The following is a 22,252-nucleotide window of genomic DNA, read 5'->3' as shown; positions in this document are numbered from 1 at the left end:
CCATCAGCCACCGCTTCGTATGGTCAGAGCATCAGCGGGACGTACTTGATCACCACCATGGCGGTGACGCCGACCAGCCACAGCGTCACCAGCAACAGGTCCAGATCGTGCGCGATCAGCGAACGAGCCACCCGGCTGACCGACTGCGGCAGGTACAGGTTGCCGTCCCGAATGTTCACATGGGTCAGCGAGGTGAACACCAGCGTGGTCGACAGGGTCACCAGCAGGCACCACGGGCACAGCGCGCCGATCACGAAGAACGCCTGGAAGAACAGCCAGTAGGCGAAGATCAGGCCGAGCGTGTAGACGATCTGCGCGGCGAACATGAACCAGCGCGGGAACCGGACGCCGCCCAGGCTGGCCACCGCCACCGTGATCACCACGGGTTCGGCGACCAGGCCCAGGAAGGCGTTCGGGAAGCCGAACAGGCTGGCCTGCCAGGACGCCCCCACCGTTCCGCAGCTCAGCACCGCGTTGATGTTGCAGGCCAGCGCGGCCTGAGGATCGGCGGCCAGCACGACGGCGTCCACCGAGAGCACGAAGGACGCCGTCAGGCTGAGCAACGCCGAGAACAGCATGGTGCCGAAGATCCAGCCGTTGGACTGGCGCAGGCGCCGCAGCCGGCCCATGCCCGGGCGCTGCCCTTCGGCCTCTCCGCTCGCGTCTGACGCGTCGCCGGGCATTTCCGCGTCCGCGTCGATGACTGCGGTCACCTCAGGCACCGGACGCCGCCTGCTGGATCGCGTTGGCGAGCGGGCCGGGCGTGTACAGGTCGCCGGTGAACGGCTGGCCGTTGATCTTGACCGTGGGGGTGCCGGTGACGCCGGAATCGAAGGCCTGCTGGGTGAGTTGGTTGACCCACGGCACGAAACGCTGCTCCTTGAACGACGCCACAACATCGGCCGAAGCGCCGGCCTGGGTGGCCAACGCCGCCAGCCGGTCGTCGCTCAGTCCGGACGACCCTTCCGCGGGCTGGTTGGCGAACAGCAGCTGGTTGAACCGCAGTGCCGCGTCGGGATCGCTGCTGGCCACGGTGATGAACGCATTCGCCGCCCGGGTGGAGTACTTGCTGCCCGCCGACTGGGCGTCCAGGAACGCCATCGGGTGGACCTCCAGCTTCACGGTGCCGGCGGCGACGGCGCTCTGCAACGCCTCACCGTTGGCACGCTCGAACTGGCCGCAGAAGGGGCACATGAAGTCGGCGTACACGGTGACCGTGACCGGGGCGCCGTCCTGTCCGAAGCGAACGGCGCCGGCGTCCGTCCCGTTGGGTGGCACGATCACCGGGCCGCTGACCGGCGGTGCCGCGGACCCGCTCGAGCGGGCGTTGGCCACCGTCCAGATGGTGACTCCGAGGATCACGGCGATGGCGGTGATCCCCGCGATCCAGGCAGTACGGACGATGATGCGCAGGCGGCGGTCGGCGGCAGCCTGCTGTTGTTGGCGGCGGCGCAGGGCTTCGCGGGCCTGGCCACTCTTGGTGGACGTGGGTTGCTTGGGCATGGTTGTCGGTTCCTGATCCGGGCCGGACGGCCGGCCCCGCTGAGTGTTCGATGCGGCGACTCCGGGTCGCCAGGCGGTGCGCAGGAGGTGCGGTACGGAGGGACGGTTCTTTTCGTTCCACCGTTGGAGCGCACGACCGCGCGGGGTGAAGCTCAGCCGACCCGCGCGTCACTCGATCGGACGCGGTGGGCCGGTTCAGGAAAGCGTCGGCGGACCGCGGCGCGGATTGACCCGGCTCCAGCCGGGACGGGCCGCGACCACGGGCACAGGAACGGGTGCGGGTTGCGGCCAGGCCAGAACGGCGACGCCCTCCAGCCAGGCCAGTGCGGCCACCAGGACTCCGCGTCCGATGCCGATCAGGCGTTGCGCGCCGCTCAGCAGCAGAGCGGCCGCGACCAGTGCGGCCGGGGTCAGGACGAGGTGCACCACCAGGGTGGACGCGACCATCAACGTCCAGCTGACGACCGGAGCCGGGGCGCTCACACAATGAATGGCACCCGCCGGTTCGGTGCTGGGCACCAGGCTGTACAGCGGATGGCCGGCGTCGAAACAGGCCACCACGGCAACCCGGGGCAGCCGGTCGAGTAGCGGCAACAGAGCCGCCGTGATCAGCGCGGCAACGAGGAGATGCGGCCCCCACATAGGGAGCCGCAGTCGTCGCCACGGGATGCTCACGACAATGAGACTACCAACGGCCCGCGGCGGTGGAGGCTGAACGATCCAGGCACGCGGGAGGCGTCCTGGCCCTTTCCGCGCTGATCAACGCGACCAGGGAATTCCCTACGCTGTCGCAGGTGCGTGCGTTCTGGGAGCTGGCGGCGAGCAGCTTCCGGCGCTACCTGCGCTACCGGACGGCCATCGTCGCCACCATGATCACCAACTGCGTCTTCGGGTTGGTACGGGCGTCGCTGCTGATGACCGCGGTCGACGGGGCCGGTGGAGAGATCGCCGGCTACGACGCGTTGCGTGCCTCCAGCTATGTCTGGCTGGGCCAATGCCTGGTCGGCGTGGTGTCGCTATGGGCGGCGGGCGAGATCGCGCAGCGGATCAAGGCCGGCGACGTCGCCGTGGATCTGCTTCGACCATTGCCGCCGGTGCTCGGCTGGCTGGCCGCTGAGTACGGACGCGCCGGCAGTGCCCTGCTGGTCCGGGTGCTGCCAATGCTGGCACTCGGCGCGTTGACCACCGGGTTGTCCCTGCCGATCGATCCTGGGCTGTGGCTGTTGGGCCTGGTCTCGCTGCTGCTCGCGGTGACCATTGCCTTCCAAGGACTGCTCCTGGTCAACCTCGCCGCGTTGTGGGTGCTGGAGGTCCGCGGCTACATCAATCTCTACGTGATCGTGATGAACCTGTTCTGCGGGCTGATCGTGCCGGTCTCATGGTTCCCCGACTGGCTGCTGGCGATCAGCCTCGCCACACCGTTCCCCAGCATGTTCCAAGCCCCGATCGACCTGGCGATGGGTGTCGGCTCGGCGCCGGCAACGTTGGCCATTCAACTGTTCTGGGTACTGGTGCTGGGCGGTGTCGCCCAGTTGGTGCTGCAGCGCGGCCTGACCAGGGTGGTGATTCAAGGTGGCTGAGCAGGTGAGCACCTCACGGATGGTCTGGACGATGCTGGCCGCCCGGCTACGGTCGCAGACCGTCTATCGGGGCAGCTTCGTCGGCGACTTGGCGTCCCAGGCGTTGCTCGGCCTCACCGAGCTGGCCGAGATCTACGTGCTCTTGCACAATGCGCCGGTCTTCGGCGGAATGACCCTGTCGCAGGCCTGTGTGGTCTACGGAATGGCCGCGATCGCCTTCGGGCTGGCCGACATGATCTTCGGGCAGCTGGACGCGGTCAACGTGGCGATCCGGACGGGCCAACTGGAGACCCTGCTGGTGCGCCCGGTGCCGTTGCTGCTGCAGCTGATCACCGCCGACGTCCAGCTGCGCCGGCTGGGCCGGGTGGCCCTCGGTCTGGCCGTCTACCTGTGGGCTCTCACGGTCGCCGGTGTGGAGCTGACACCGGCGTCCGTGCTGCTCGCGGTGGTCGCGCCGCTGGCCGGCGCGCTCATCTTCGGAGCGTTGTTCCTGGCCGCCGGCAGCCTGCAGTTCTGGCTGATCGACGGAGCGCAGGCGGGCAACTCGATCACCTACGGCGGACGGTACGTGGCCAGCGTTCCGGCCGGCGCGCTGCTGCTGCCGGTGCGGGTGTTCTTCACCTTCGTGGTGCCCGCGACCCTGATCGCGTTTGTCCCCGCGGCGCTGCTGACCGGTGCGCCGCTGCCGTGGCCGTTCGAAACCTGGATGGCCTGGCTGGGGTTGCCGGTCGCGGTGCTGGTCTGGGGCGTGGTGGGATTGCTGTGGCGGGCCGCCGTCCGTCACTACACCGGGGCGGGAGGCTGAGTCGTGGCGATCATCGAGGCGCGGGGGCTGACCCGCGACTACCGGCGGCGCGGCGGCGTGCTGCGCGCTCTGGACGCGCTCGACCTGACGGTGGAACCCGGCGCGTCCATCGGCTACCTGGGTGCCAATGGCTCGGGGAAGTCGACCACCATCAAGATGCTCTGCGGCATCCTCACCCCGACCGCGGGCACGATCCGCACCTGCGGTCTCGATCCGGTACCGAACCGGCGTCGACTGGCTCGTCGGATCGGTGTGGTGTTCGGCCAGCGCAGCGTGCTGTGGTGGGATCTGCCGCTGGCCGACAGCTTCCAGATCCTGGCCGCCATGCACCGGTTGCCGGCGTCGGTCTGGCGTCCGCGGCTCACCGAACTGATGGACGAGTTGGCGCTGGCCGACTTCCTCGACCAGCCCGTGCGGGAACTGTCGCTCGGCCAACGGATGCGTGGCGAGGTGGCCGCGGCGCTGCTGCACTCCCCCGAGTTGCTGGTGCTCGACGAACCAACCATCGGTCTGGACGTGCTGAGCAAGGGCGCGCTGCGTGACTTTCTGCAGCGCGAGCGAGCCGAGCGCGGCACCACCTTGTTCCTCACCACGCATGACCTCGGCGACGTCCAGCGGCTGTGCGATCGGATGGTGATCATCGATCACGGCAGGCTGGCCTTCGACGGCACCGCCGCCGACCTGGCGCGAGTCACGGACGCCGAGCGCATCCTGGTTGCCGATCTGACCGAACCGGTCGGAGAGCTCGCTCTGCCCGACGGTGCCAGGCTGGTGGACCTCGAGGCCGGCGGGCATCGCGTCCGGATCTCGTTCCGGCCCGGCGCGGTCAGCGCCGCCGACCTGTTCGCCGTCGTCGCCGACCAGGCCCGGGTGGATGACCTGACCCTGACCGAGCCCGCGATCGAGGAGCTCGTCGCCCGGATCTACACCCGTCCGCCGACACCCTGACTTCTCGGCCAGCCCTTCTTCGAGCCCACGAAGCCGGAGGTTTCGACGAGTTCGATCAACCAGCCCGCGACCCGGGGAGGACGACCCCGCATATTGCGCTGGCAGCGGACGACGCCGCGCACGGGCAGCGGCACGACTAGGGTCTGTGCAGAGATTCTGTGTTGGGCTGTTGTAGGAGAAGCAATGGAGATCAAGGTCGGCATCGTTCACGGCGCCCGGGAGATCATCGTCGAGACCGAGGAGACGGCCGCGTCCGTCGAGACGGCGTTCAGCAAGGCGGTCGACGACGACTCGGTGCTCACCCTGACCGATGATCGGGGCCGCAAGGTGCTGATCCCCGCGTCCCGGATCGCCTATCTCGAGCTCGGCCAGGAAGCGGCGCGCCGGGTGGGCTTCGGCTCTCTCTGAGGCGCGCATCGGGGCTGCGCCGCAAGCCTCCGAGGCACCGGACGGCCGGTCGGGCTAGACTGACAGCCGAACGCATACGATGTGCGTCCCCACCGCCCGTGCGGCCGACGATCCCGCCGCCGGTGTGTGGGTGTCACTTTCCGGCCTGACGGCCGGTGCACGTAAGGCCATAACACTGAGCGACACCGCTTCCGAGGCGCTGCAGTCCGCAGACGCCCAATCGACCTTCGCCGACCTCGGCGTCATCCCTGAAATCGTCGAGGCCCTCAAGGCCGTCGGCATCGAACACCCGTTCCCGATCCAATCGTTGGCGATTCCGATCGCGATCAACGGCACCGACATGATCGGCCAGGCCCGGACGGGCACCGGCAAGACCCTCGCGTTCGGCGTCAGCCTGCTGCAGCGCGTCGTGGTCAAGACCGACCCGGGCTACGCCGACCACTCACCGAAGGGCAAACCACAGGCATTGGTGATGTGCCCGACGCGCGAGCTCGCGCTGCAGGTCGCCGACGACCTCGAGGTGGCGTCATCCGTCCGCAAGGCGCGGGTGCTGACCGTCTACGGCGGCGTCGGCTACGACACCCAGGTCGGCACGCTGACCAGCGGCGTCGACATCGTCGTCGGTACCCCTGGACGGCTGCTCGACCTGGTCACCCGCCGCTCGCTCGACCTGTCCGCGGTGAAGGTGCTGGTGCTCGACGAGGCCGACGAGATGCTCGACATGGGCTTCCTGCCCGACGTCGAGCGGCTGATCTCCAAGACGCCACCGACCCGGCAGACGATGCTGTTCAGCGCCACCATGCCGTCCGCGGTAGTCGGTCTGGCCCGGATGTACCTCAATCAGCCGGTCAATGTCCGTGCCGAAACGCAGGACGCCTCGGTCACCGTGCCCGAGGTCGACCAGTTCGTCTACCAGGCGCACGATCTGGACAAGCCGGAGATCATCGGACGCCTGCTGCAGGCGGAGGGCTGTACCAAGACGATCATCTTCACCCGCACCAAGCGCTCCGCGCAGCGGTTGGCCGACGAGTTGACCGACCGTGGCTTCAGCGTCGGATCGCTGCACGGCGATCTCAACCAGGTGCTGCGGGAGAAGTCGCTGAAGCGGTTCCACGCCGGCAAGGTGGACGTGCTGGTCGCCACCGACGTGGCGGCGCGCGGCATCGACGTGACCGGCGTGTCGCACGTGGTCAACTACGAATGCCCGGACGACGACAAAACCTACGTGCACCGGATCGGCCGGACCGGCCGCGCCGGCGCCAAGGGTGTGGCGATCACGCTGGTCGACTGGGCCGACCTGACCCGCTGGAAGGTGATCAACAAGACCCTCGATCTGGGCTTCCCGGACCCGACCGAGACCTACTCGACGTCGCATCACCTGTTCACCGAGCTGGGCATCGCACCCGGCACCAAGGGCCGGATCGCCCCGCCCAAGGAGGCGGAGCCCCGCAAGCCTCGTGAACCGCGGGAACGCGGCCCCAAGGCCGAACGGGTCGAGACCTCGGACGGCCGGGTACGTCGTCAGCGCCGCCGCCGCTCCGGCGGTGACAAGCCCGTCCAGCCGGAGTCGGCGGAGGCCACGCCGACCCAGTCGGCGCCCGGTGAGGCGTCCGACAAGCCGCGCCGTCGACGCCGCCGTCGTTCGTCCGGCACCAAGCCGGCCGAGACCGCGCCCGCGGAGTAACCCGACCTGAACCAAAAGAACCGTCCCCGAGGATGCGAATCCCGCACTTCGGGGACGGTTCTTTGCGATCCGATTTTCAAACTTCAGGGGACGGTTCTTCAACGTGCGAGATTCGAACGTGAGAGAACCGTCCCCCAACATCCGAATCTCGAACGCCAGAGAACCGTCCCCGGACGTGCGAAATTCGAACGTGAAAGAACCGTCCCCGGGTGTTCGAGGGTCAGCTGGGGCGGACGCCGCGTTCCAGGGCGCGCATCGCCATGCGGTCGGACGGGTCGGCGTCCGGGATCCCGAGTGCGCTGCAGTACAGCGGGATCTCGTGCTCGATGTCGATGCCGGCCAGGGTGGCCAGTTCGTCGTCGTAGAAGCCGCCCATGTTCACCGCGCCCAACCCGAGTGCGGACGCCGTCAGGTTCAGGTTCTGCGTCAGGTGGCCCGCTTCGAGCAGCGCATACCGGTAGCCGCGGTCGCCGTACTTGGTCAGGCTGCGCTCGCCGACGAAGCTGATCACGCAGATCAGTGCCGCCTCGGCCACCCAGGGCTGCCCCATGAACAGATAGGTCAGGAAAGCCCGCGGCAACTCGACTGCTCGGACCAGCTCCAGTCCATGCGCCGCTGGGACGTAGTGGTGCACGCCGGCCGGAATGCCGTCCACCGCCCGCACCAACAGGCTGAGCTCCAGCGGATACAAACCACCTCCGGAGGGAACCGGCCGGTCCTGCACCGCCCCCTCACCGTCGCCGATGCCGTAGCCGGCGGCGAGCAGCGTGGACAGCACCCCCAGCGGCACCGAATCGGTCCGGAACCGGCGACACGAGACTCGTGCGCGCAACGCCTCGGACAGACCGATCCGGCATACCGACGGCGGCGGTAGCGGCGTCCACGCCAATCGACCGTCTTCGCGACCCGGAACGACCGGCGGCGAGTCGCCACCCGACGAGGCGTTGAACAACCACCGCGCGGTGCTGCGGTAGTAGGTCCAAGCGGCCGGGGTGTCATCGGCGAAGGTGAAGTCGTGCATGTCAGGCCAGCGGGTGTGGGTCGGGATTGAGGTCGGCCCGAGTCGCCGGACGGTCGCGCAGCCCCCAGCGGTGTGGCGCGTCGAACAGCCGCGAATGCCCCAGCCGGGCCTGGTCGGCGCCGAAGTGGATCGGCTGGAAGCCGGGCACGATCCCCTTCACCACCCGGACGCCCAGCGCAGCCACGTCCGGAGGGGTGACGTCCACGATCAACACGTCCCCTGCGACAGCGGCGAGCGAGGTCACCAAATCATCCAACCCGTGCCCACGACTCGCCGGCGTCACCCAGTCGACGGCGTCGGACGTCCGCAGGTGCGCCATCCGCTCGGCCGCCGCAGTGACGTCGGAGTAGAGCAGGTCGTGATCCTCCAGCTCGGCGACCAGGGCCGGGTTCTCCACCAGCCGGGCACGTCGCTCACGAACCTCCGGATCCCGGAGCCGTCCGCGCAACGCCGGCCGGACCTGCCCCACCTCCAGCACAGCCGACCGCGCTGCTCGCAAAGGATCCTGGGACGCACCCAACCCGACCACCGCGGCCGGCTCATCCCCCCAGCCGATCGCCATCGCCACGAACGCGGTGCCGTCGGTAGGCAGTAGATGCACCTCGATTCGGACGCCGCGCCTGCGGTACAGCTCGGCCACCGCAGCGGCGTCCGCGTCCGGCAGCGTGGTCGCGGCATAGGGCTGGGTGGCCAGCCGGTGCGCCCAGGCGAGGCAGAACGCGTCCCGCTCGATCACCTCGAGCAAGGCCTGCTCGGCGGCGAACTCCACCGTCGGTCCGGCGGCGAATCCATTCGAGGTCGGTGCGAACAGCAGCTGCGAGTGGGGCCACCGGCTGCCGTGCAGGGTGGCCGCCTGGAACGGCACCCACACCTCGGCGCCGGTGACCAGCGACCGCCCAGGCACCCAGTCCAAGCCCAGATCGTCGCGGTACCGCGCGAACCCGAGCCGGTCGGCGTCCTCGGGGGCGTATAGCACCAGCTCACCCGGATCGAGGCTGTCACCCGGCAGGTCCCCTCGCGCACAGTGGATCGTCCGATCGGGCGTCCAGGTCAGCGAGGCGTAGCGTTCCAGCGCCTCGCCCAGCGCCCCGTCACGTGCGGCTGTCCGGGTCATCCCCTTGCCCGAACAGGTGACGAAGGCGTCCTCGCCCTGACCGAACAGCACATTGGCGAGTTGAGCCCGGACGATGAACGGCTGGCGCGGCTCTTCCACCGGCTTGGCGACCTCGTCCAGGTAGCGGATCAGACCGCACACCTGGCTGACGGTCCGGGTCGCGATCCGGTCGAAGTCGGTGGATTCAGTCGGTGCCGCCGGAGGCGGCGGGTCTTTTTTTCGGCAGGCCGGGCAGTCCGGACGCGGAATCACCGGATTCCGCGTGGAGGTGCCCTTCAACTGGTCGAGCAGCAGCACCGTGCCGGGCAACTCCGGAGGCAGTGCCGAGGTGGTCAGCGCCAGCGTCTCGCGCACCACGATCCCCCAGGCGGCTTCCCGCAGACCGGGCAGCAACGGACGGCCCAGCGCGGCCCGGGTGGCGTCCAGCGACTCCTCGCGCGCCATGGCCACCTCGAAGTCGTCCGAGCAGGCCAGCGCGCGCATCCGCCAGCACAGGTAGCACGGGCCCTCACCGGGCAGCACCAGTGGCCCGAGCGACGCGTACGAGCCCTCGAAGGCGACGAACAGCGCCGGCGTCCCGGCGTCCAGGCAGGTGCGGTTCACCCACGTCCGGACGGCCGCCCAGCCCGGATCGACCGCGCAGATCACCAGGTCGCGGCCCACCACCCGCTCGGCGAGTTCCTCAGCGGTCAGCCGTTCCGCTGGCACGCTCACCACATCACCGATCCCGGCGTCACCGGCGAGGGCTGCCAGCCCAGCGGCGTCCCCCTCGCCGGCGATCACCAGCACCCGGACGGCCGCCAACCGGGCCGCGAGAGCATCGCGGGTGGCGGCGTCCGTGCTCACCAGGCCCAGCCACTCGGGGACCGGGTACGGGCCACGCTCGGTGACCATTCCGGCCTCGATCAGCCGGTCGACGAGCCGCGACACCTCGGACGCCGGAAGGTCCGCGAGAGCAGCGAGCAGCGCGCCACGGTCCGGTTCGGACGCCAGCGCGGGCAGCAGTCGCTCCCCCACCACGTCGGCGACTCCGCCGGACAGCCGGAGCATGCCGGCCGGGCTGGCCAGGATCAGGTCGGTGCCCTCATCGAAGATCTCCAGCCCGGCGGCGGTCGTCAGCCGCCGATCCGAGATGTCCGTGTCCACCTGCGCTCAGCCGCCGAGTCCGCCGAAGCGCTGCACTCCGCCGCCGACGATCGGACCCTGGTTGCACGGCCCGCAGGTGCACTCGAAGATGCACGGGGTGAAACAACTGCGGCAGACCGTGCACACCGATCCGCTGCACAGCCGCGGGCGGAAGCAGTCGTTGATTCCGCAGAAGTCACCGAAGTCGGCCATCGCCGATGACACCTTGCGGAAGGCGGCGAGTTCCTCATCGGTGAATTGTGGTGCCGTACCGCCGGCGACCTGCTTCTCCAGGCTCTCCAGGCGACCCTTGAGTTCGTCGAACTCTTCTTGACTAGGCATGACGATGCCTCCATTGGTGACACGTAGCGGTCCTCGAGCCGCCGCGCTGGGTGGATATCGAACACCGTCAGCGTGCGCGCGCCCGGAACAACCGACAAGGTGTCAGAAGTGCGTAGCCCGCGCAGGGAGCGGCTGAACCGGTTTGTGGTGGGTGCTCGCGGGCGAGGCGGTCGCTCGAACCCTACGGTGCCACGGCGCGCTCTGGTTGACCGCTCGGCGCGGGCGCTACAGGATCATGGCAAGGACCATCGACGACGGGAGTCAGGACAGACATGCAACAGGTGAAGGGCGTCATCGCCCGCGGTAAGGGCGCACCGGTGGAACTGGTCACGGTGAACGTGCCGGATCCTGGCCCGGGTGAGGCCGTAGTGAAGATCCAGGCGTGCGGGGTGTGCCACACCGACCTGCACTACCGCGAGGGCGGCATCGGCAACGACTACCCCTACCTACTGGGCCATGAGGCCGCCGGCATCGTCGAGGCCGTCGGACCCGAGGTGCACGACCTGGCACCGGGTGACTACGTGATCCTGAACTGGCGCGCGGTCTGCGGCGCCTGCCGGGCCTGTCTGCGCGGGCGTCCCTGGTACTGCTTCGCCACCCACAACGCCAAACAGAAGATGACTCTGGAGGACGGCACCGAACTCTCCCCCGCCCTCGGCATCGGCGCCTTCATCGACAAGACCCTGGTGGCCGCCGGGCAGTGCACCAAGGTCGATCCGGCGGCTCGCCCCGCGGCTGCCGGGCTGCTCGGCTGTGGCGTGATGGCCGGACTGGGTGCCGCGCTGAACACCGGCAACGTGGGCCGTGGCGACTCGGTCGCGGTGATCGGCTGCGGCGGTGTCGGCGCGGCGGCGATCGCCGGTGCGAGGCTGGCCGGTGCCAACCGGATCATCGCCGTCGACCTCGACGACCGCAAGCTCGCCAACGCCACCGAGTTGGGCGCCACCCACACCGTGAACAGTTCCGCGACCGATCCGATCACCGCCATCCAGGAGCTGACCGGAGGCTTCGGCGCCGATGTGGTGATCGACGCGGTGGGGCGTCCGGAGACCTGGAAGCAGGCGTTCTACGGACGTGACCTGGCCGGCACCGTGGTGCTGGTCGGCGTCCCCACCCCGGAGATGCAGCTGGAGCTGCCGCTGCTCGACGTGTTCGGACGCGGCGGGTCGCTGAAGTCGTCCTGGTACGGCGACTGCCTGCCGAGCCGCGACTTCCCGATGCTGATCGACCTGTACCTGCAGGGCCGGCTGCCGCTGGACGCGTTCGTCAGCGAAGAGATCGGCATCGACGGCGTCGAGGCGGCGTTCGAGAAGATGCACGGCGGCAACGTGCTGCGTTCGGTGGTTGTGTTCTGATGGCGGCGGTCCGGATCGACCACGCCGTCACGTCCGGCACGTTCTCGCTCGACGGTGAGACGTTCGATGTCGACAACAACGTCTGGATCATCGGCGACGACACCGAGTGCATCGTCATCGATGCCCCGCACGATCCGCTGGCGATCGTAAGGCTGATCGACGGACGCGACGTCAAGGCGGTGGTCTGCACCCACGCACACGACGACCACGTCCGCTGGGCACCAGCGCTCGGCCGGGTCACCCAAGCACCGGTGCTGTTGCATCCCGACGATGCCGTGCTGTGGAACCTGACCCACGACACGCCGCCGGACGGCCCGTTGACCGACGGTCAGACGCTGCTCATCGGCGGCGAGACGATCCAGGTGTTGCACACGCCCGGCCATGCCCCCGGCGCGGTCTGCCTCTATCTGCCGTCACTGGGCACCGTGTTCACCGGCGACACCCTGTTCCAGGGCGGACCAGGAGCGACGGGCCGCAGCTACAGCGACCGCGACACCCTGGTGGCGTCCATCCGGGCGAAGCTGTTCCCGCTGCCCGACGACACGGTGGTGAAGACCGGACACGGCGACGACACCACCATCGGTGCTGAGAAGGAGGCGCTGGGGAACGAGTAGGGCCGGCAGGGGACGTGCTGACTACCGCCGGTCGAGCTTGTTGAGACCCTCTGGCAACGGTTTCGACAAGCTCAACCAGCGGTGATCGCGTTGATCAACGCCTCCGGTAGGGCACCGTCCGCTACTTCTTGACGGACCCGGTGGTCTTGGAGGTCTTGGCGACGCTCAGGTAGCCGGATTTGCTGCCGGTCACCGTCACCGTGATCTTCTTGCCCTTGTCCTTGCTGGTCAGCTTGTAGCTCGACTTGGTCGCACCGGAGATCTTGCTGCTGCCGCGATACCACTGGTAGCTGAACTTGGCACCGGACGGCTTCCAGGTGCCCGCCTTCGCCTTCAGCGTCTTGCCGACCTACGCGGTGCCCGAGATCTTCGGGGTCGGCGTGCTGGTGAACTGCTTCAGAGCCGTGATCTGCACCGACCAGGTGGCGTCGGTGGACGCGATCTGCGGTGGAACCAGTACACGGACGTCCGCGGGACCCGGAAGGACGTGGTTGCGGTGCCACTGGTCTTGGAACCGCTGGTGAGGGCGTGGTCGTCGCCGTTCACGTCGTAGAGCGCAAGGCTGAACTTCCACTCCGTCTCGCCCTCGGGACGCACATTGCCGGCGAACGTGGTGGTCATCTGGTAGGCGCCGGCTTTCAGCCGGTAGAACGGTGAGGAATTCAGCCCGACGCCACTTACTGACGTGGGCATGGCCGGCGCGCCGGCGGTGCCGACCGATTCGAAGGTCACCGTCCAGGCTGCGTCCGATGCGGCGTCCATCACCTGGAAGGTCACCTTGGTCTTCAGGAAGATCTGGACGAGCTTGTGGGTGGAATGCTCAGTCCGCTGGTCGACGGCCAGAAGTTCCAGCACGGTGTCGTTGTCGCTGTTCAGCAGCGCCCCGAACAGGGCTCAGTACACCATTCCCATGGCTTGCCGAACCTCGTCCAAGGTGGCCTCACCGATCGCATTCGCGCGGGCGTTGCCTTCACGCAACACCGACAACAGGTGGCCGGGGTCGGACGCCAACTCGGCCCGCCGGGCGCGGATCGGGGCGAAGAAGGAGTTGACTGCCTCGGTCACCACCCGCTTCAGGCCGCCACCGCCGCCATCGCCGATCTCGTCGGCGATCGCCACCGGGTCGCCGTCGGTGCACAGTGCGGCCAGCATCAGCAGGTTCGACACCTCGGGGCGGTTCGCCGGATCGTAGGTGATGTGCCGGTCCGAGTCGGTGACGGCCTTCTTGATCAGCCGAGCGGTGATGTCGGCATCCATGCCGATCTCGATCACGTTGCCCTTGGTCTTGCTCATCTTGGTGCCGTCCAGTCCCAGCACCGTGGGCGCCTTGCTGAGCAGCGCCTCGGCCTGCGGGAAGACCGGCTCGGCCGGGTTGGCGCGTCCGTACCGTTCGTCGAATCGGCGGGCGACCACCCGCGTCTGCTCCAGGTGCGGCAACTGGTCCTTGCCGACCGGCACCAGGTTCGCCTTGCAGAACAGGATGTCGGCGGCCTGATGCACCGGGTAGGTGAGCAGCAGGCCCGACATCGGCCGGTCGCCGGTCGCCTCCAGCTCGGCCTTCACGGTCGGGTTGCGGCGCAGCTCGGCGTCCGTCACCAGGGAGAGGAAGGGCAGCAGCAGCTGATTCAGCGACGGCACCGCAGAGTGCGCGTAGATGGTGCTGCGCGCCGGGTCGATGCCGATCGCCAGGTAGTCGGCGACCATGCCCAGCGCCCGTTCGCGGATCGGGCCGGTGCCGTCGCGGTCGGTGATCACCTGGTAGTCGGCGATCAGGATGATGGTCTCGACACCGGCGTCCTGCAGCCGGACGCGGTTGGCCAGCGAACCGAAGTAGTGGCCGATGTGCAAGGCCCCGGTGGGGCGGTCGCCGGTCATGATCCGGAACTTGGACGGATCGGCGACGATCTCGCGTTCGATCGCGGCGCTGCGGGCTTCGGTGCGGCGCAGTGAGGCGTCGGAGGTGGACGCCGCGAGCTCGTCGCCCGCGTCGTCGAGCAGTGCTTCAGTCATCGTCAATCACTCGTTCGTTCGTCGTCCGGACATGCGAAAGGCCGCCACGCAGGGTGACGGCCGGGTCTATTCAATCGAGCCGTCAGCGGAGGCGCCAGTCAGCGGTTCGATGCACAGCCCGACCCTATCACCGCCGTTCCCCGCCTCCCGGCCAGTAGCGCTCGCCGAACTATTCAGGGCTCGCCGAATTCAGCGAGGCCAAAACAGTCAGGCGAGCGTTTGGGGTGGGGTCAGCCCTCCAGTGGTGGATGCAGCCGGGCCGGCGTCCACACTCGTTGTCGCCAGGCACCCAGGGCGGTCGCCGCCACCGACACCAGCAACAGGCCGGCGAGCACCCACGCACCGGTGGCCAGCTGCCCGGCCGGGCCGCCGCTGATGCTGACTCGCAGCGCGTCCACCAGGTAGGTCATCGGCATCACCGGATGCGCCAGCTGGAAGAAGGTGGGCATCACCTCCACCGGGTAGAGCCCGCCGGCGGCACCGAGTTGGACGATCAGGACGACCAGCATCACCGCGCTGCCGACCAAGCCCAGCCAGACCCGCAGCGCCTGGGCCAGCGCGGTGAACGCGCAGACCGCCAGCACCGAGACGCCCGCGGTGGCGGCCAGATCGACCGGCGCCAGCCCGAGCAGCAGATCCGTCACCGTCAACAGCAGCAGCGCGCCGGCCGAGCCCAGCAGGGCCGGCGGCAGCCATCCGCCGAGCGCCACCAGCACCGGATGGGTGCCGGAGGCGATGCCGCGTTTCGAGATCGGACGCATCAGCACGAAGGCGACCAGCCCGAACACCCACAGCGAGACACCGAAGAAGAACGGTGCCAGGCCGCGTCCGTAGTAGGTGGCCGGGTGAGCCACCTGGGACTCGATCTGGACCGGGTTGGCGACGGCGTCGGCGTCCCGCGCCCGTTCGGCGGCGGACAGCTTCGGCAGCGCATCCGTCGCCTTCTTCAGCCCCGCGGTGAGCCGGCGTTGTCCGTCGGCCACCTGCTGCGCCCCGGAACTCAGCGTGTCGATCTGGTCGACGGCGGTCTGTGCGGCGGCCAGGATCTCGGGCACGCGGGCGTTCACCTCGGCCGCCACACCGGCGACCTGGGACGCGTCGCGCGCGACCCTGGCAGTGACCCGCTGCACCTCTCCGGTCACCCCACTGACTCGGCCGACCGCTGACTGCAGGTCCTTCACCACGTCCTCGTCGGCCAACTCCGGATGGGCCGCGATCAGCGCGGCCAGGGCGTCCTTCACCTTCTGCTGTTTGGCGTTGCCGTCCTTGGCCAGCGCGGCGATGTCGGAGGTGGTGGTGGCGACCTCGCGGGTGACCCCGGCCGCCTCCTTGGCCGAGCGGCGCAGCGCTCCGGACACCCGGTTCACCACCGGAACCACCTTGTCCCGCATGGTTCGGACGCCGTCGGCCACCTTCTGCCCGCCGCTGGCCAGGGTTGAGGACGCCTTCGAGGCTTCGGCAAGTCCGCTGCGCAGCGTGCCGACCGAGCCGAGTGCGGCATCGGCATAGGACTTCACGGCGGCGGCGTTGAGCTGCGACTGCAACTCCTTCTCGGCGGTTTCGGCCATGATGCCCAGGATGTAGCCCTGCGAGTTGTCGAAGGCGATGTCGACCCGTGCCCGCCGCGGCTCCTGCGAGGTGGCGATCGAGGTCAGGTCGGCGGAGAAGTTCGCCGGCACCGTGATGCTGAAGGCGAAGCGGCCGTCGGCGACACCGGCCGCTGCCGTCGCCGGGTCGGTGGGACGCCAGGTGAACGACGAGGTGTCGGCCGCGAGCTGGTCGACCAGGTCCTGCCCGCCCTGCACCTTGGTGCCCTCGACGGTGACCGGACGATCCAGGTTCACCACCGCCACCTCCAGCCGATCCAGGCGGCCGTACGGATCCCAGTTCGACCACAGGTAGATCGCGCCGTAGAGCAGCGGCACGCACACCAGGAAGATCGCCGACAGTACCGGCAGCGGACCGCGGAAACGCCGCAGTTCGGTCAGTGTCAGATTCCAGATCTGCCTCATCGGTCCACCTCCATGGCTCGGATGATCGAGGCGATCAGCGCCACCCCGCTCAGTTCAGCGGCGCGGTGCAGGTCGGCGACCAGCCCCGGCCAGTCGTCGGCGCCCACGCCCCGGTCGACGCGGTCGACGATCACCGCCACCGGACGCGCCAGCAGGGCGCCCGCCACCGCCACCCGGACGGCGTCCGCCGGCCCGAGCTCGTCGATCGGCACGTGCGCCCCGCCCTGGTAGTCGACGTCGGCAAGCGCCTGCGGACCGTCGAGCCGGTTGTGCCGGCTGCCGTGCAGGACGGCGCAGGACGCCAGGTACTCGCCGACCGTGAGCCGCGGCTCGGCCTCGATGGCCTCCTCGACCCGGGCCGGGACCACCTGGCGGCGCAGCAACGCCGGTGTTGTCTCCCGGCCGAGCAGCCGCACCGTCCCGGTGACCGGACGGAAGCGTCCGCTGAGCGCCAGCGCCAACTCGGCTGTCCCCCGGCCGTCGTCGCCGGGCCACAGGGTCAGCTCACCGGGACGGGCGACCAGGTCGAGCGGCGTGCTGCCGCCGGCGCTCAGCGCGACCGCTTCGAGCGCCGGGCCCGGTTCGTCGTCGTCAGCCTCGTGGGCCGCAGCGGGTTGCTCATCGGCCTCGCCGCCCGGGGCCGCATCGACGGGTTGCTCGCCCGTCTCGGGCAGATCGGCGGAGTCCTCAGCGACGTCCGGCTCGGCCGAGTCCACGGCAATGTCCGGCTCGGCCGAGTCCTCAGCAACGTCCGGCTCCGCGGGCTCCGCAGGGTCGGGCCGCGTTGGCGACTCGGGACTGTCCACTCCCCCGGTGCTGGGGGCGGGCGGGTCAGGCTGGTCGGTTCCCGCGGGGGCGGCGTCGGGTGCTTCGGGAGTGGCCATGGTCGAGTATCACAGCTTGCCGTCGCGGTGGGTCAGTCGAGCAGGCCGGCGTCCCGGATCGCCATCGCCGCCGAGACCCGGTTGTCGGTGCCGAGTTTGACGAACAGCCTGGTCAGATGGGCTTTCACGGTGGCCAGGCTGAGGTGCAGCCGAGTGCCGATCTGGGCGTTGGTGGGGCCTTGGGCGAGCAGCACGGCGATCTCGCGCTCCCGCTCGGTGAGCGAGTCGGCCACCTCGCGCAGCGCGGGCGCCGCCTGCTCGGACGCCGTCGCGGCAGCGATCACGGTGGAGGTGACCGCCGGCGACAGCACCGGTTCGCCGCGCTGCACCGCCCTGATCGCGGCCAGCAGGTCGGCCGGATCGGCGTCCTTGAGCAGGAACCCTTGCGCCTGCTGCCGCAGCGCGCGCAGCACGTAGTCGTCGGTGTTGAAGGTGGTCAGCACCAACACCCGCGGCCGGTGGGATGCCGTCGCGAGCCGCTCCAGCACGCCCAGGCCGTCCAGCACCGGCATCCGGATGTCGAGCAGCACCACTTCCGGCCTCAGTTCGCCGATCAAGCGCAGCGCCTCGGCCCCGTCCGCTGCCTCGCCGACCACTCGCAGCTCCGAGTCTGCCGCGAGGATCATCCGCAGGCCGGTGCGCACCATTGGGTCGTCGTCCACCAGCAGCACCGTGATCATGCCTCATCCTCCCAGGGCAGCGACGCGGTCACGGTGAACCCTCCGTCGATCGCCCCGTAGCTCGCCGAGCCACCCACGGACGCCGCCCGTTCGGTGACGCCGAGTAGCCCGAAACCACTGCCGGTGCGGTCCGGGAGGGCCAGATCGGCCAGCGGATTGCTGACCTGCACCTTCAAGGTGTCGCCGGGCGCACCGGTAACCGACACCACTACCGGGGCACCGGGAGCGTGCTTGCGGGCGTTGGTCAGAGCCTCCTGGACGATCCGGTAGGCGGTCCGGCTGGTCCGCGCCGGTACTCGGTCCGGCTCCACGCCGAGCGACAGCTCGATCTGCTGGTCGGAGCCGAGGTCCGCGATCAGCACCGGAAGCTCGGCCACCGTGGGCTGCGGAGGCTCCGGCGGGGCGTCCGCACCCCGCAGGCTGGACAGCACCATCCGCAACTCGTCCAGGGACTGTCGCGCGTTGCGCTGGATGAGCCGCGCCGTCTCCCGGGTCTCCTCCGGCCCCAGATCGTCGCGGAAGGCGAGCACTCCGGCATGCATGCTGACCAACGACAGCCGGTGCGCCAGCACGTCGTGCATCTCGCGGGCGATCCGCTCCCTCTCGGCCAGCTTGGCCTGCTCGATCCGGGCCAACTCCGCGTCGTGCCGGGCCTGGTCGGCGTCCACCCGGCTCTGCGACTCGGATTCTCGGCTGCGGACCAGCCAGCCGACCAGGGTCGCGATCACCAGCCCCGTCACGGCGATGGTCGATTCCACCCAGTGCGCGCCGCTCCACTCCCCCGATGCCGGCCCGACCAGCAACTCCAGCAGTTTGGCGGCGATCAGCCACAGACCCGACAACAGCACCATCGCGGCCGAGCGGGTGCGCCGGGCCAGCGACGCCTGGGTGACGAAGGCGGCACCGATCACCCCGGGGCTGAGGAACAGCAGTCCGCCCATGGTCAGCGCCACCCCGGTCGGGAACCGGCGCCGCAGCGGCAGGATCGCCAACGCGGCGGCGGGCGGCAGCACGCTGAGCAGCCACAAAGCAATCGGATTCTCGTGACCTGGTCGCAGCAGCGGGGTCAGGTAGTACAGCCAGAACAGGACGGGGACCAGCCAGGTCGCCATCCCGGTCGGCTGCCGCTGTCGGACATCGTGCGCATCCATCCCCGGCAGCCTACGGACGGCCCCCCTCGTGCTCTAGCGACCATCGGCTGATCCGACCTAGCTCATAGGCCGGCGAAATCGGCGCTCACGGCGTCCGAACGGCTGCCGGAGGCGAGGCCATCGCCCGATGTCGGCACCCGGTCGGTCGCGATGAACTCGAACCATGATCACCTTCGACAAGCTGACCAAGACCTACCCCGGCCTGCGGCGTCCGGCCCTGGACGAGGTGTCCTTCACCGTCCCGGCCGGGTCGGTGACCGGATTCCTCGGCCCGAACGGGGCCGGCAAGTCCACCGCGATGCGCATCCTGCTCGGCCTGGGCCACGCCGACTCGGGCACCGCCCGGATCGCCGGACAGGACTACCGGCGGCTGCCTGAGCCTGCCGCGGTCGCCGGCTCCTTGCTGGACGCGGACGCCTTCCACCCCGGCCGCACCGGACGCGAGGCGCTGCGGCTGGGCTGCCTCACCCTCGGCCTACCGGCCCGACGGGCCGACGAACTGCTCGACCTGGTGGGCCTCTCCGCCGCTGATGGACGCCGACGCGTCCGCGGCTACTCGCTCGGCATGCGGCAGCGCCTCGGACTGGCCCAGGCCCTGCTCACCGATCCCCCCGTGCTGGTGTTGGACGAGCCGGCCAACGGCCTTGACCCGCAGGGGCAGCGCTGGCTGGGCGAACTGCTTCGGGCCCGTGCGGAACGCGGCGGTGCCGTCCTGCTCTCCAGCCATCAACTCACCGACGTGGAACGCCTCGCCGACCGCCTGGTGGTGATCGCCGGCGGCCGGGTGGTCGCCGACGACACCCCCGCTCGGCTGCGCGCCCTGCACGGCGACATCACCGAGTTCTACTTCTCCGTCACCGCCGACGCGGCCGCCTGATCCCGAAAGGACCCACGATGAACACCCTGACCCTCGCCACATCGAGTTCGACTCACGCCTCGGCAGTCCCGGCCGTCGATCGGCATCGACCGCTGCGGCTGTGGTTGGTGGAGCTGCGCAAGCTGGTGGACACCCCTGCCGGCATCGCTCTACTGGCACTTGCCGCGCTGCTGGCCGGCGTCTTCGGCGGCGGTGTCGCCCTTGTGACCGACGAAACCACCCTCGACCGGATCGTCCGGCTGGCCGGCATCCCGGCCGGCATTCTGCTGCCGGTGCTGGCCGCGCTGTTGGCCACCGGCGACAGGCAACACCGCACCGCACTGACCGGCTACGCACTCACCCCTCGCCGCGGGCAGGTGCTGGCAGCCAAGGCCTGGGCGGTGATCAGCCTCGCCGTCGTCGCCTGGATGCTCGCCCTGCTGGCCGGGGTGCTGATCGCCGCGGTGGCCACACCGCTGGTCAACCACCCGATCGAGTGGAGCATCAACTGGACCGGACAGCTCTGGTTCGCCCTGGGCCTCGTGCTGGCCGCACTGTCCGGCTACGCCGTCGCCCTGGTCGCCGGCAACGCTCCCGCGGCCGTCAGCATTCTGCTGGCCTGGTCGGTCTTCGCGCTGTTCCTCGGCATCGTTCCGCAGATCGCGGAGGTGCTGGCCTGGCTGGACATCAACGCGTTGGCTGCGTTCGCCGACGGCATCGAACCCGTCGAGATGGCCCGGGTTGTCACCGGTGTGGCCGCCTGGGTGATCCTGCCCGGAACGGTCGGGGTGCTGCGGGAACTCCGCCGAGAGGTGCGCTGACATGCGGGCCACTCCTCCCCCGGTCCGCCGTCGACGCGGTCGTTCCCTGATCATCGTCGTGCTGGCTCTCGCGCTTGTCGCTGTGGCCGGTGGCGCCGTCCACTGGTGGCAGACTCGGCCGCAGGGCAACCCGCAGGCCGTTGAGTTCGCGACCGCCCCGCTGTCACCGGAACTGACCGGCGCCACCGTGCTCGCCCTCGGCGAGGCGACCCACGGCAACGCCGAGTTCCAGCGGCTCAGGCTCAGCTTGGTGCAGAAGCTGCCAGAGTTCCGCGCCCTCGTCCTCGAGGAGGACTACGGCAGCACCGCCCGGGTGAACGAGTTCATCCAGGGCGGTCCCGGAACGGCCGAGGAGGCAGTACAGCGGTTCGGGTTCGTGCTCAATCACACGGCCGAGATGGCGGAACTGCTGCGTTGGCTCCGCGACCACAACGCCGATGTGTCGGCGGAGCAGCGGATCCAACTGGTCGGCATCGACGTCCAGCGGATCGACGCCAACAAGGAGATCGCACTGTCCTGGCTGACTCGGCACGACCCGGACGTCGCAAAGCGGCTCCGCGCCCAACTCACCGACTGGACCGACGCCACCAGAGGCGCCGCAGATGCCGCGGAGCGCGACCGGCAGGCGCGTCCGGTGGTCGAGCAACTGGCCACCGCCATCTCATCGACGCCCAACAAGCCCGGACGCCTCCTGGCCAGCAATGCGGCACGTACGCTCACTCAGTACCTCAACCTGAACGAAGCCGGCATGGATTACGGCAAGCGGCGCGCTGAACTGATGGCGGACAACCTGAACCGGACGGTCGCCGAGCAGCATGAACGCGGAAATGATCACTCGCTGCTGTTCGCCCACAACGGCCACGTCGACAAGGCGTCCGCTGCCTCCGGCTATCGCGATCTGGGCGGACTGGTCGCCGACCGACTGGGCGACGGCTACCGGGTGATCGGCACCGAGTTCGTCAGCAGCCGGTTCCGCACCGGCGAGGGACGGCAGCGCTGGGAGGTCACCATGAACAACCCGACACCGTTGCGTGGCATGTTCACCGGCACCACCCAGGGCTACCTGGAGTTCGCCATGGCGTCCGCCGAGAACCGGGAATTGCTCGGACGTCCGGTACGGATGGCCAGCGCCGGTGAAGCCTTCCAGCAGTGGCAGGCCTGGATCCCCTGGTTCAATTCGGTGGAAATGGTCCCGTCAGCAAGCTACGACGCGCTGATCCTGGTCCAGCGGGCCACACCCGTTACCCCGCTCTGACAGATTTCACTCCCAGGCTTCGACCGACACATGTTGCCGCGATCCTGGACTGGCTCCTACTGGTGGTAGACGAGGTGGTGGTTG

Annotated in this window: 22 protein-coding genes; 10 read left to right on the top strand and 12 right to left on the bottom strand. The window is 69.4% G+C overall.

Features of this window, described 5'->3' with window-relative positions; all coding sequences use genetic code 11:
- Positions 1 to 23 precede the first annotated feature (23 nt).
- The 3 genes from Q0066_RS01230 to Q0066_RS01220 form a co-directional block, all read right to left on the bottom strand.
- Positions 24 to 713 (bottom strand): vitamin K epoxide reductase family protein, encoded by a 690-nt coding sequence (locus tag Q0066_RS01230; RefSeq protein ID WP_298129260.1) that lies wholly within the window; start codon positions 711 to 713, stop codon positions 24 to 26.
- Position 714: 1 nt separating this feature from the next.
- Positions 715 to 1,503 carry a thioredoxin domain-containing protein gene (locus Q0066_RS01225; protein WP_298129258.1) on the bottom strand — a complete coding sequence of 263 codons (789 nt, stop codon included), beginning with the start codon at positions 1,501 to 1,503 and terminating at the stop codon, positions 715 to 717.
- A 195-nt stretch (positions 1,504 to 1,698) separates the two neighbouring features.
- Positions 1,699 to 2,178: a hypothetical protein gene (locus Q0066_RS01220; protein ID WP_298129256.1), complete on the bottom strand. Its 480-nt coding sequence runs from the start codon at positions 2,176 to 2,178 to the stop codon at positions 1,699 to 1,701.
- 119 nt (positions 2,179 to 2,297) lie between these two features.
- On the opposite strand from Q0066_RS01220, the gene Q0066_RS01215 reads away from it, so the two are divergent.
- The 5 genes from Q0066_RS01215 to Q0066_RS01195 all read left to right on the top strand — a co-directional run bounded on the left by Q0066_RS01215 (position 2,298) and on the right by Q0066_RS01195 (position 6,928).
- On the top strand, positions 2,298 to 3,083 hold the full coding sequence (locus tag Q0066_RS01215) for an ABC-2 family transporter protein (RefSeq protein ID WP_298129254.1): 786 nt from the start codon (positions 2,298 to 2,300) through the stop codon (positions 3,081 to 3,083).
- A gap of 4 nt (positions 3,084 to 3,087) precedes the next feature.
- The gene (locus Q0066_RS01210; RefSeq protein WP_298129253.1) at positions 3,088 to 3,888 is read left to right on the top strand and encodes an ABC-2 family transporter protein; all 801 of its coding nucleotides are present in this window, start codon (positions 3,088 to 3,090) and stop codon (positions 3,886 to 3,888) included.
- 3 nt (positions 3,889 to 3,891) lie between these two features.
- The gene (locus Q0066_RS01205) at positions 3,892 to 4,836 is read left to right on the top strand and encodes an ATP-binding cassette domain-containing protein (RefSeq protein WP_298129251.1); all 945 of its coding nucleotides are present in this window, start codon (positions 3,892 to 3,894) and stop codon (positions 4,834 to 4,836) included.
- Positions 4,837 to 5,019: 183 nt separating this feature from the next.
- On the top strand, positions 5,020 to 5,244 hold the full coding sequence (locus Q0066_RS01200; RefSeq protein ID WP_298129249.1) for a DUF3107 domain-containing protein: 225 nt from the start codon (positions 5,020 to 5,022) through the stop codon (positions 5,242 to 5,244).
- Positions 5,245 to 5,323: 79 nt separating this feature from the next.
- Entirely contained in the window at positions 5,324 to 6,928 is a 1,605-nt protein-coding gene (locus Q0066_RS01195) for a DEAD/DEAH box helicase (protein WP_298129247.1), read from the top strand.
- A gap of 220 nt (positions 6,929 to 7,148) precedes the next feature.
- Here Q0066_RS01195 and Q0066_RS01190 read toward each other — a convergent pair whose 3' ends face one another.
- The 3 genes from Q0066_RS01190 to Q0066_RS01180 are packed head-to-tail and all read right to left on the bottom strand — an operon-like array spanning position 7,149 to position 10,530.
- Positions 7,149 to 7,949, bottom strand: coding sequence for a SagB/ThcOx family dehydrogenase (locus Q0066_RS01190; RefSeq protein ID WP_298129245.1), 801 nt, complete (start codon positions 7,947 to 7,949; stop codon positions 7,149 to 7,151).
- 1 nt (position 7,950) lies between these two features.
- Positions 7,951 to 10,209, bottom strand: coding sequence for a TOMM precursor leader peptide-binding protein (locus tag Q0066_RS01185; protein WP_298129243.1), 2,259 nt, complete (start codon positions 10,207 to 10,209; stop codon positions 7,951 to 7,953).
- 6 nt (positions 10,210 to 10,215) lie between these two features.
- Positions 10,216 to 10,530, bottom strand: a complete 315-nt coding sequence (locus tag Q0066_RS01180; protein WP_298129241.1) for a hypothetical protein — start codon at positions 10,528 to 10,530, stop codon at positions 10,216 to 10,218.
- Positions 10,531 to 10,802: 272 nt separating this feature from the next.
- On the opposite strand from Q0066_RS01180, the gene Q0066_RS01175 reads away from it, so the two are divergent.
- Both Q0066_RS01175 and Q0066_RS01170 read left to right on the top strand, forming a co-directional pair.
- On the top strand, positions 10,803 to 11,885 hold the full coding sequence (locus tag Q0066_RS01175; protein WP_298129239.1) for an S-(hydroxymethyl)mycothiol dehydrogenase: 1,083 nt from the start codon (positions 10,803 to 10,805) through the stop codon (positions 11,883 to 11,885).
- Positions 11,885 to 12,499, top strand: a complete 615-nt coding sequence (locus Q0066_RS01170) for an MBL fold metallo-hydrolase (RefSeq protein ID WP_298129237.1) — start codon at positions 11,885 to 11,887, stop codon at positions 12,497 to 12,499. The genes Q0066_RS01175 and Q0066_RS01170 overlap by 1 nt, the downstream gene beginning before the upstream one ends.
- A 396-nt stretch (positions 12,500 to 12,895) precedes the next feature.
- Here Q0066_RS01170 and Q0066_RS01165 read toward each other — a convergent pair whose 3' ends face one another.
- From Q0066_RS01165 to Q0066_RS01140, 6 genes are all read right to left on the bottom strand, one after another.
- On the bottom strand, positions 12,896 to 13,354 hold the full coding sequence (locus Q0066_RS01165; RefSeq protein WP_298129235.1) for a hypothetical protein: 459 nt from the start codon (positions 13,352 to 13,354) through the stop codon (positions 12,896 to 12,898).
- A 39-nt stretch (positions 13,355 to 13,393) separates the two neighbouring features.
- Positions 13,394 to 14,509 carry a tryptophan--tRNA ligase gene (gene trpS / locus Q0066_RS01160; protein WP_298129233.1) on the bottom strand — a complete coding sequence of 372 codons (1,116 nt, stop codon included), beginning with the start codon at positions 14,507 to 14,509 and terminating at the stop codon, positions 13,394 to 13,396.
- A 230-nt stretch (positions 14,510 to 14,739) separates the two neighbouring features.
- Positions 14,740 to 16,521 (bottom strand): YhgE/Pip family protein, encoded by a 1,782-nt coding sequence (locus tag Q0066_RS01155; protein WP_298129231.1) that lies wholly within the window; start codon positions 16,519 to 16,521, stop codon positions 14,740 to 14,742.
- Positions 16,518 to 17,237, bottom strand: coding sequence for a hypothetical protein (locus tag Q0066_RS01150; RefSeq protein WP_298129229.1), 720 nt, complete (start codon positions 17,235 to 17,237; stop codon positions 16,518 to 16,520). The genes Q0066_RS01155 and Q0066_RS01150 overlap by 4 nt, the downstream gene beginning before the upstream one ends.
- A gap of 200 nt (positions 17,238 to 17,437) precedes the next feature.
- Complete coding sequence (locus Q0066_RS01145) at positions 17,438 to 18,085, bottom strand: response regulator transcription factor (protein WP_298129228.1); 648 nt, start codon at positions 18,083 to 18,085, stop codon at positions 17,438 to 17,440.
- On the bottom strand, positions 18,082 to 19,236 hold the full coding sequence (locus Q0066_RS01140; RefSeq protein ID WP_298129226.1) for a histidine kinase: 1,155 nt from the start codon (positions 19,234 to 19,236) through the stop codon (positions 18,082 to 18,084). The genes Q0066_RS01145 and Q0066_RS01140 overlap by 4 nt, the downstream gene beginning before the upstream one ends.
- 163 nt (positions 19,237 to 19,399) lie before the next feature.
- Here Q0066_RS01140 and Q0066_RS01135 point away from each other — a divergent pair, with 163 nt between their 5' ends.
- The 3 genes from Q0066_RS01135 to Q0066_RS01125 are packed head-to-tail and all read left to right on the top strand — an operon-like array spanning position 19,400 to position 22,168.
- The gene (locus Q0066_RS01135; RefSeq protein WP_298129223.1) at positions 19,400 to 20,113 is read left to right on the top strand and encodes an ATP-binding cassette domain-containing protein; all 714 of its coding nucleotides are present in this window, start codon (positions 19,400 to 19,402) and stop codon (positions 20,111 to 20,113) included.
- 17 nt (positions 20,114 to 20,130) lie between these two features.
- Positions 20,131 to 20,913 carry a hypothetical protein gene (locus Q0066_RS01130; protein ID WP_298129222.1) on the top strand — a complete coding sequence of 261 codons (783 nt, stop codon included), beginning with the start codon at positions 20,131 to 20,133 and terminating at the stop codon, positions 20,911 to 20,913.
- A gap of 1 nt (position 20,914) precedes the next feature.
- Positions 20,915 to 22,168, top strand: coding sequence for an erythromycin esterase family protein (locus Q0066_RS01125; RefSeq protein WP_298129220.1), 1,254 nt, complete (start codon positions 20,915 to 20,917; stop codon positions 22,166 to 22,168).
- The last annotated feature ends 84 nt before the right edge of the window (positions 22,169 to 22,252 follow it).

The organism is Micropruina sp., from assembly GCF_027492755.1.
In the GTDB taxonomy this organism is placed as follows: domain Bacteria; phylum Actinomycetota; class Actinomycetes; order Propionibacteriales; family Propionibacteriaceae; genus Micropruina.
The sequence above is the reverse complement of the archived record's forward strand: the minus strand, read 5'-3'. Positions and strand labels throughout refer to the sequence as shown.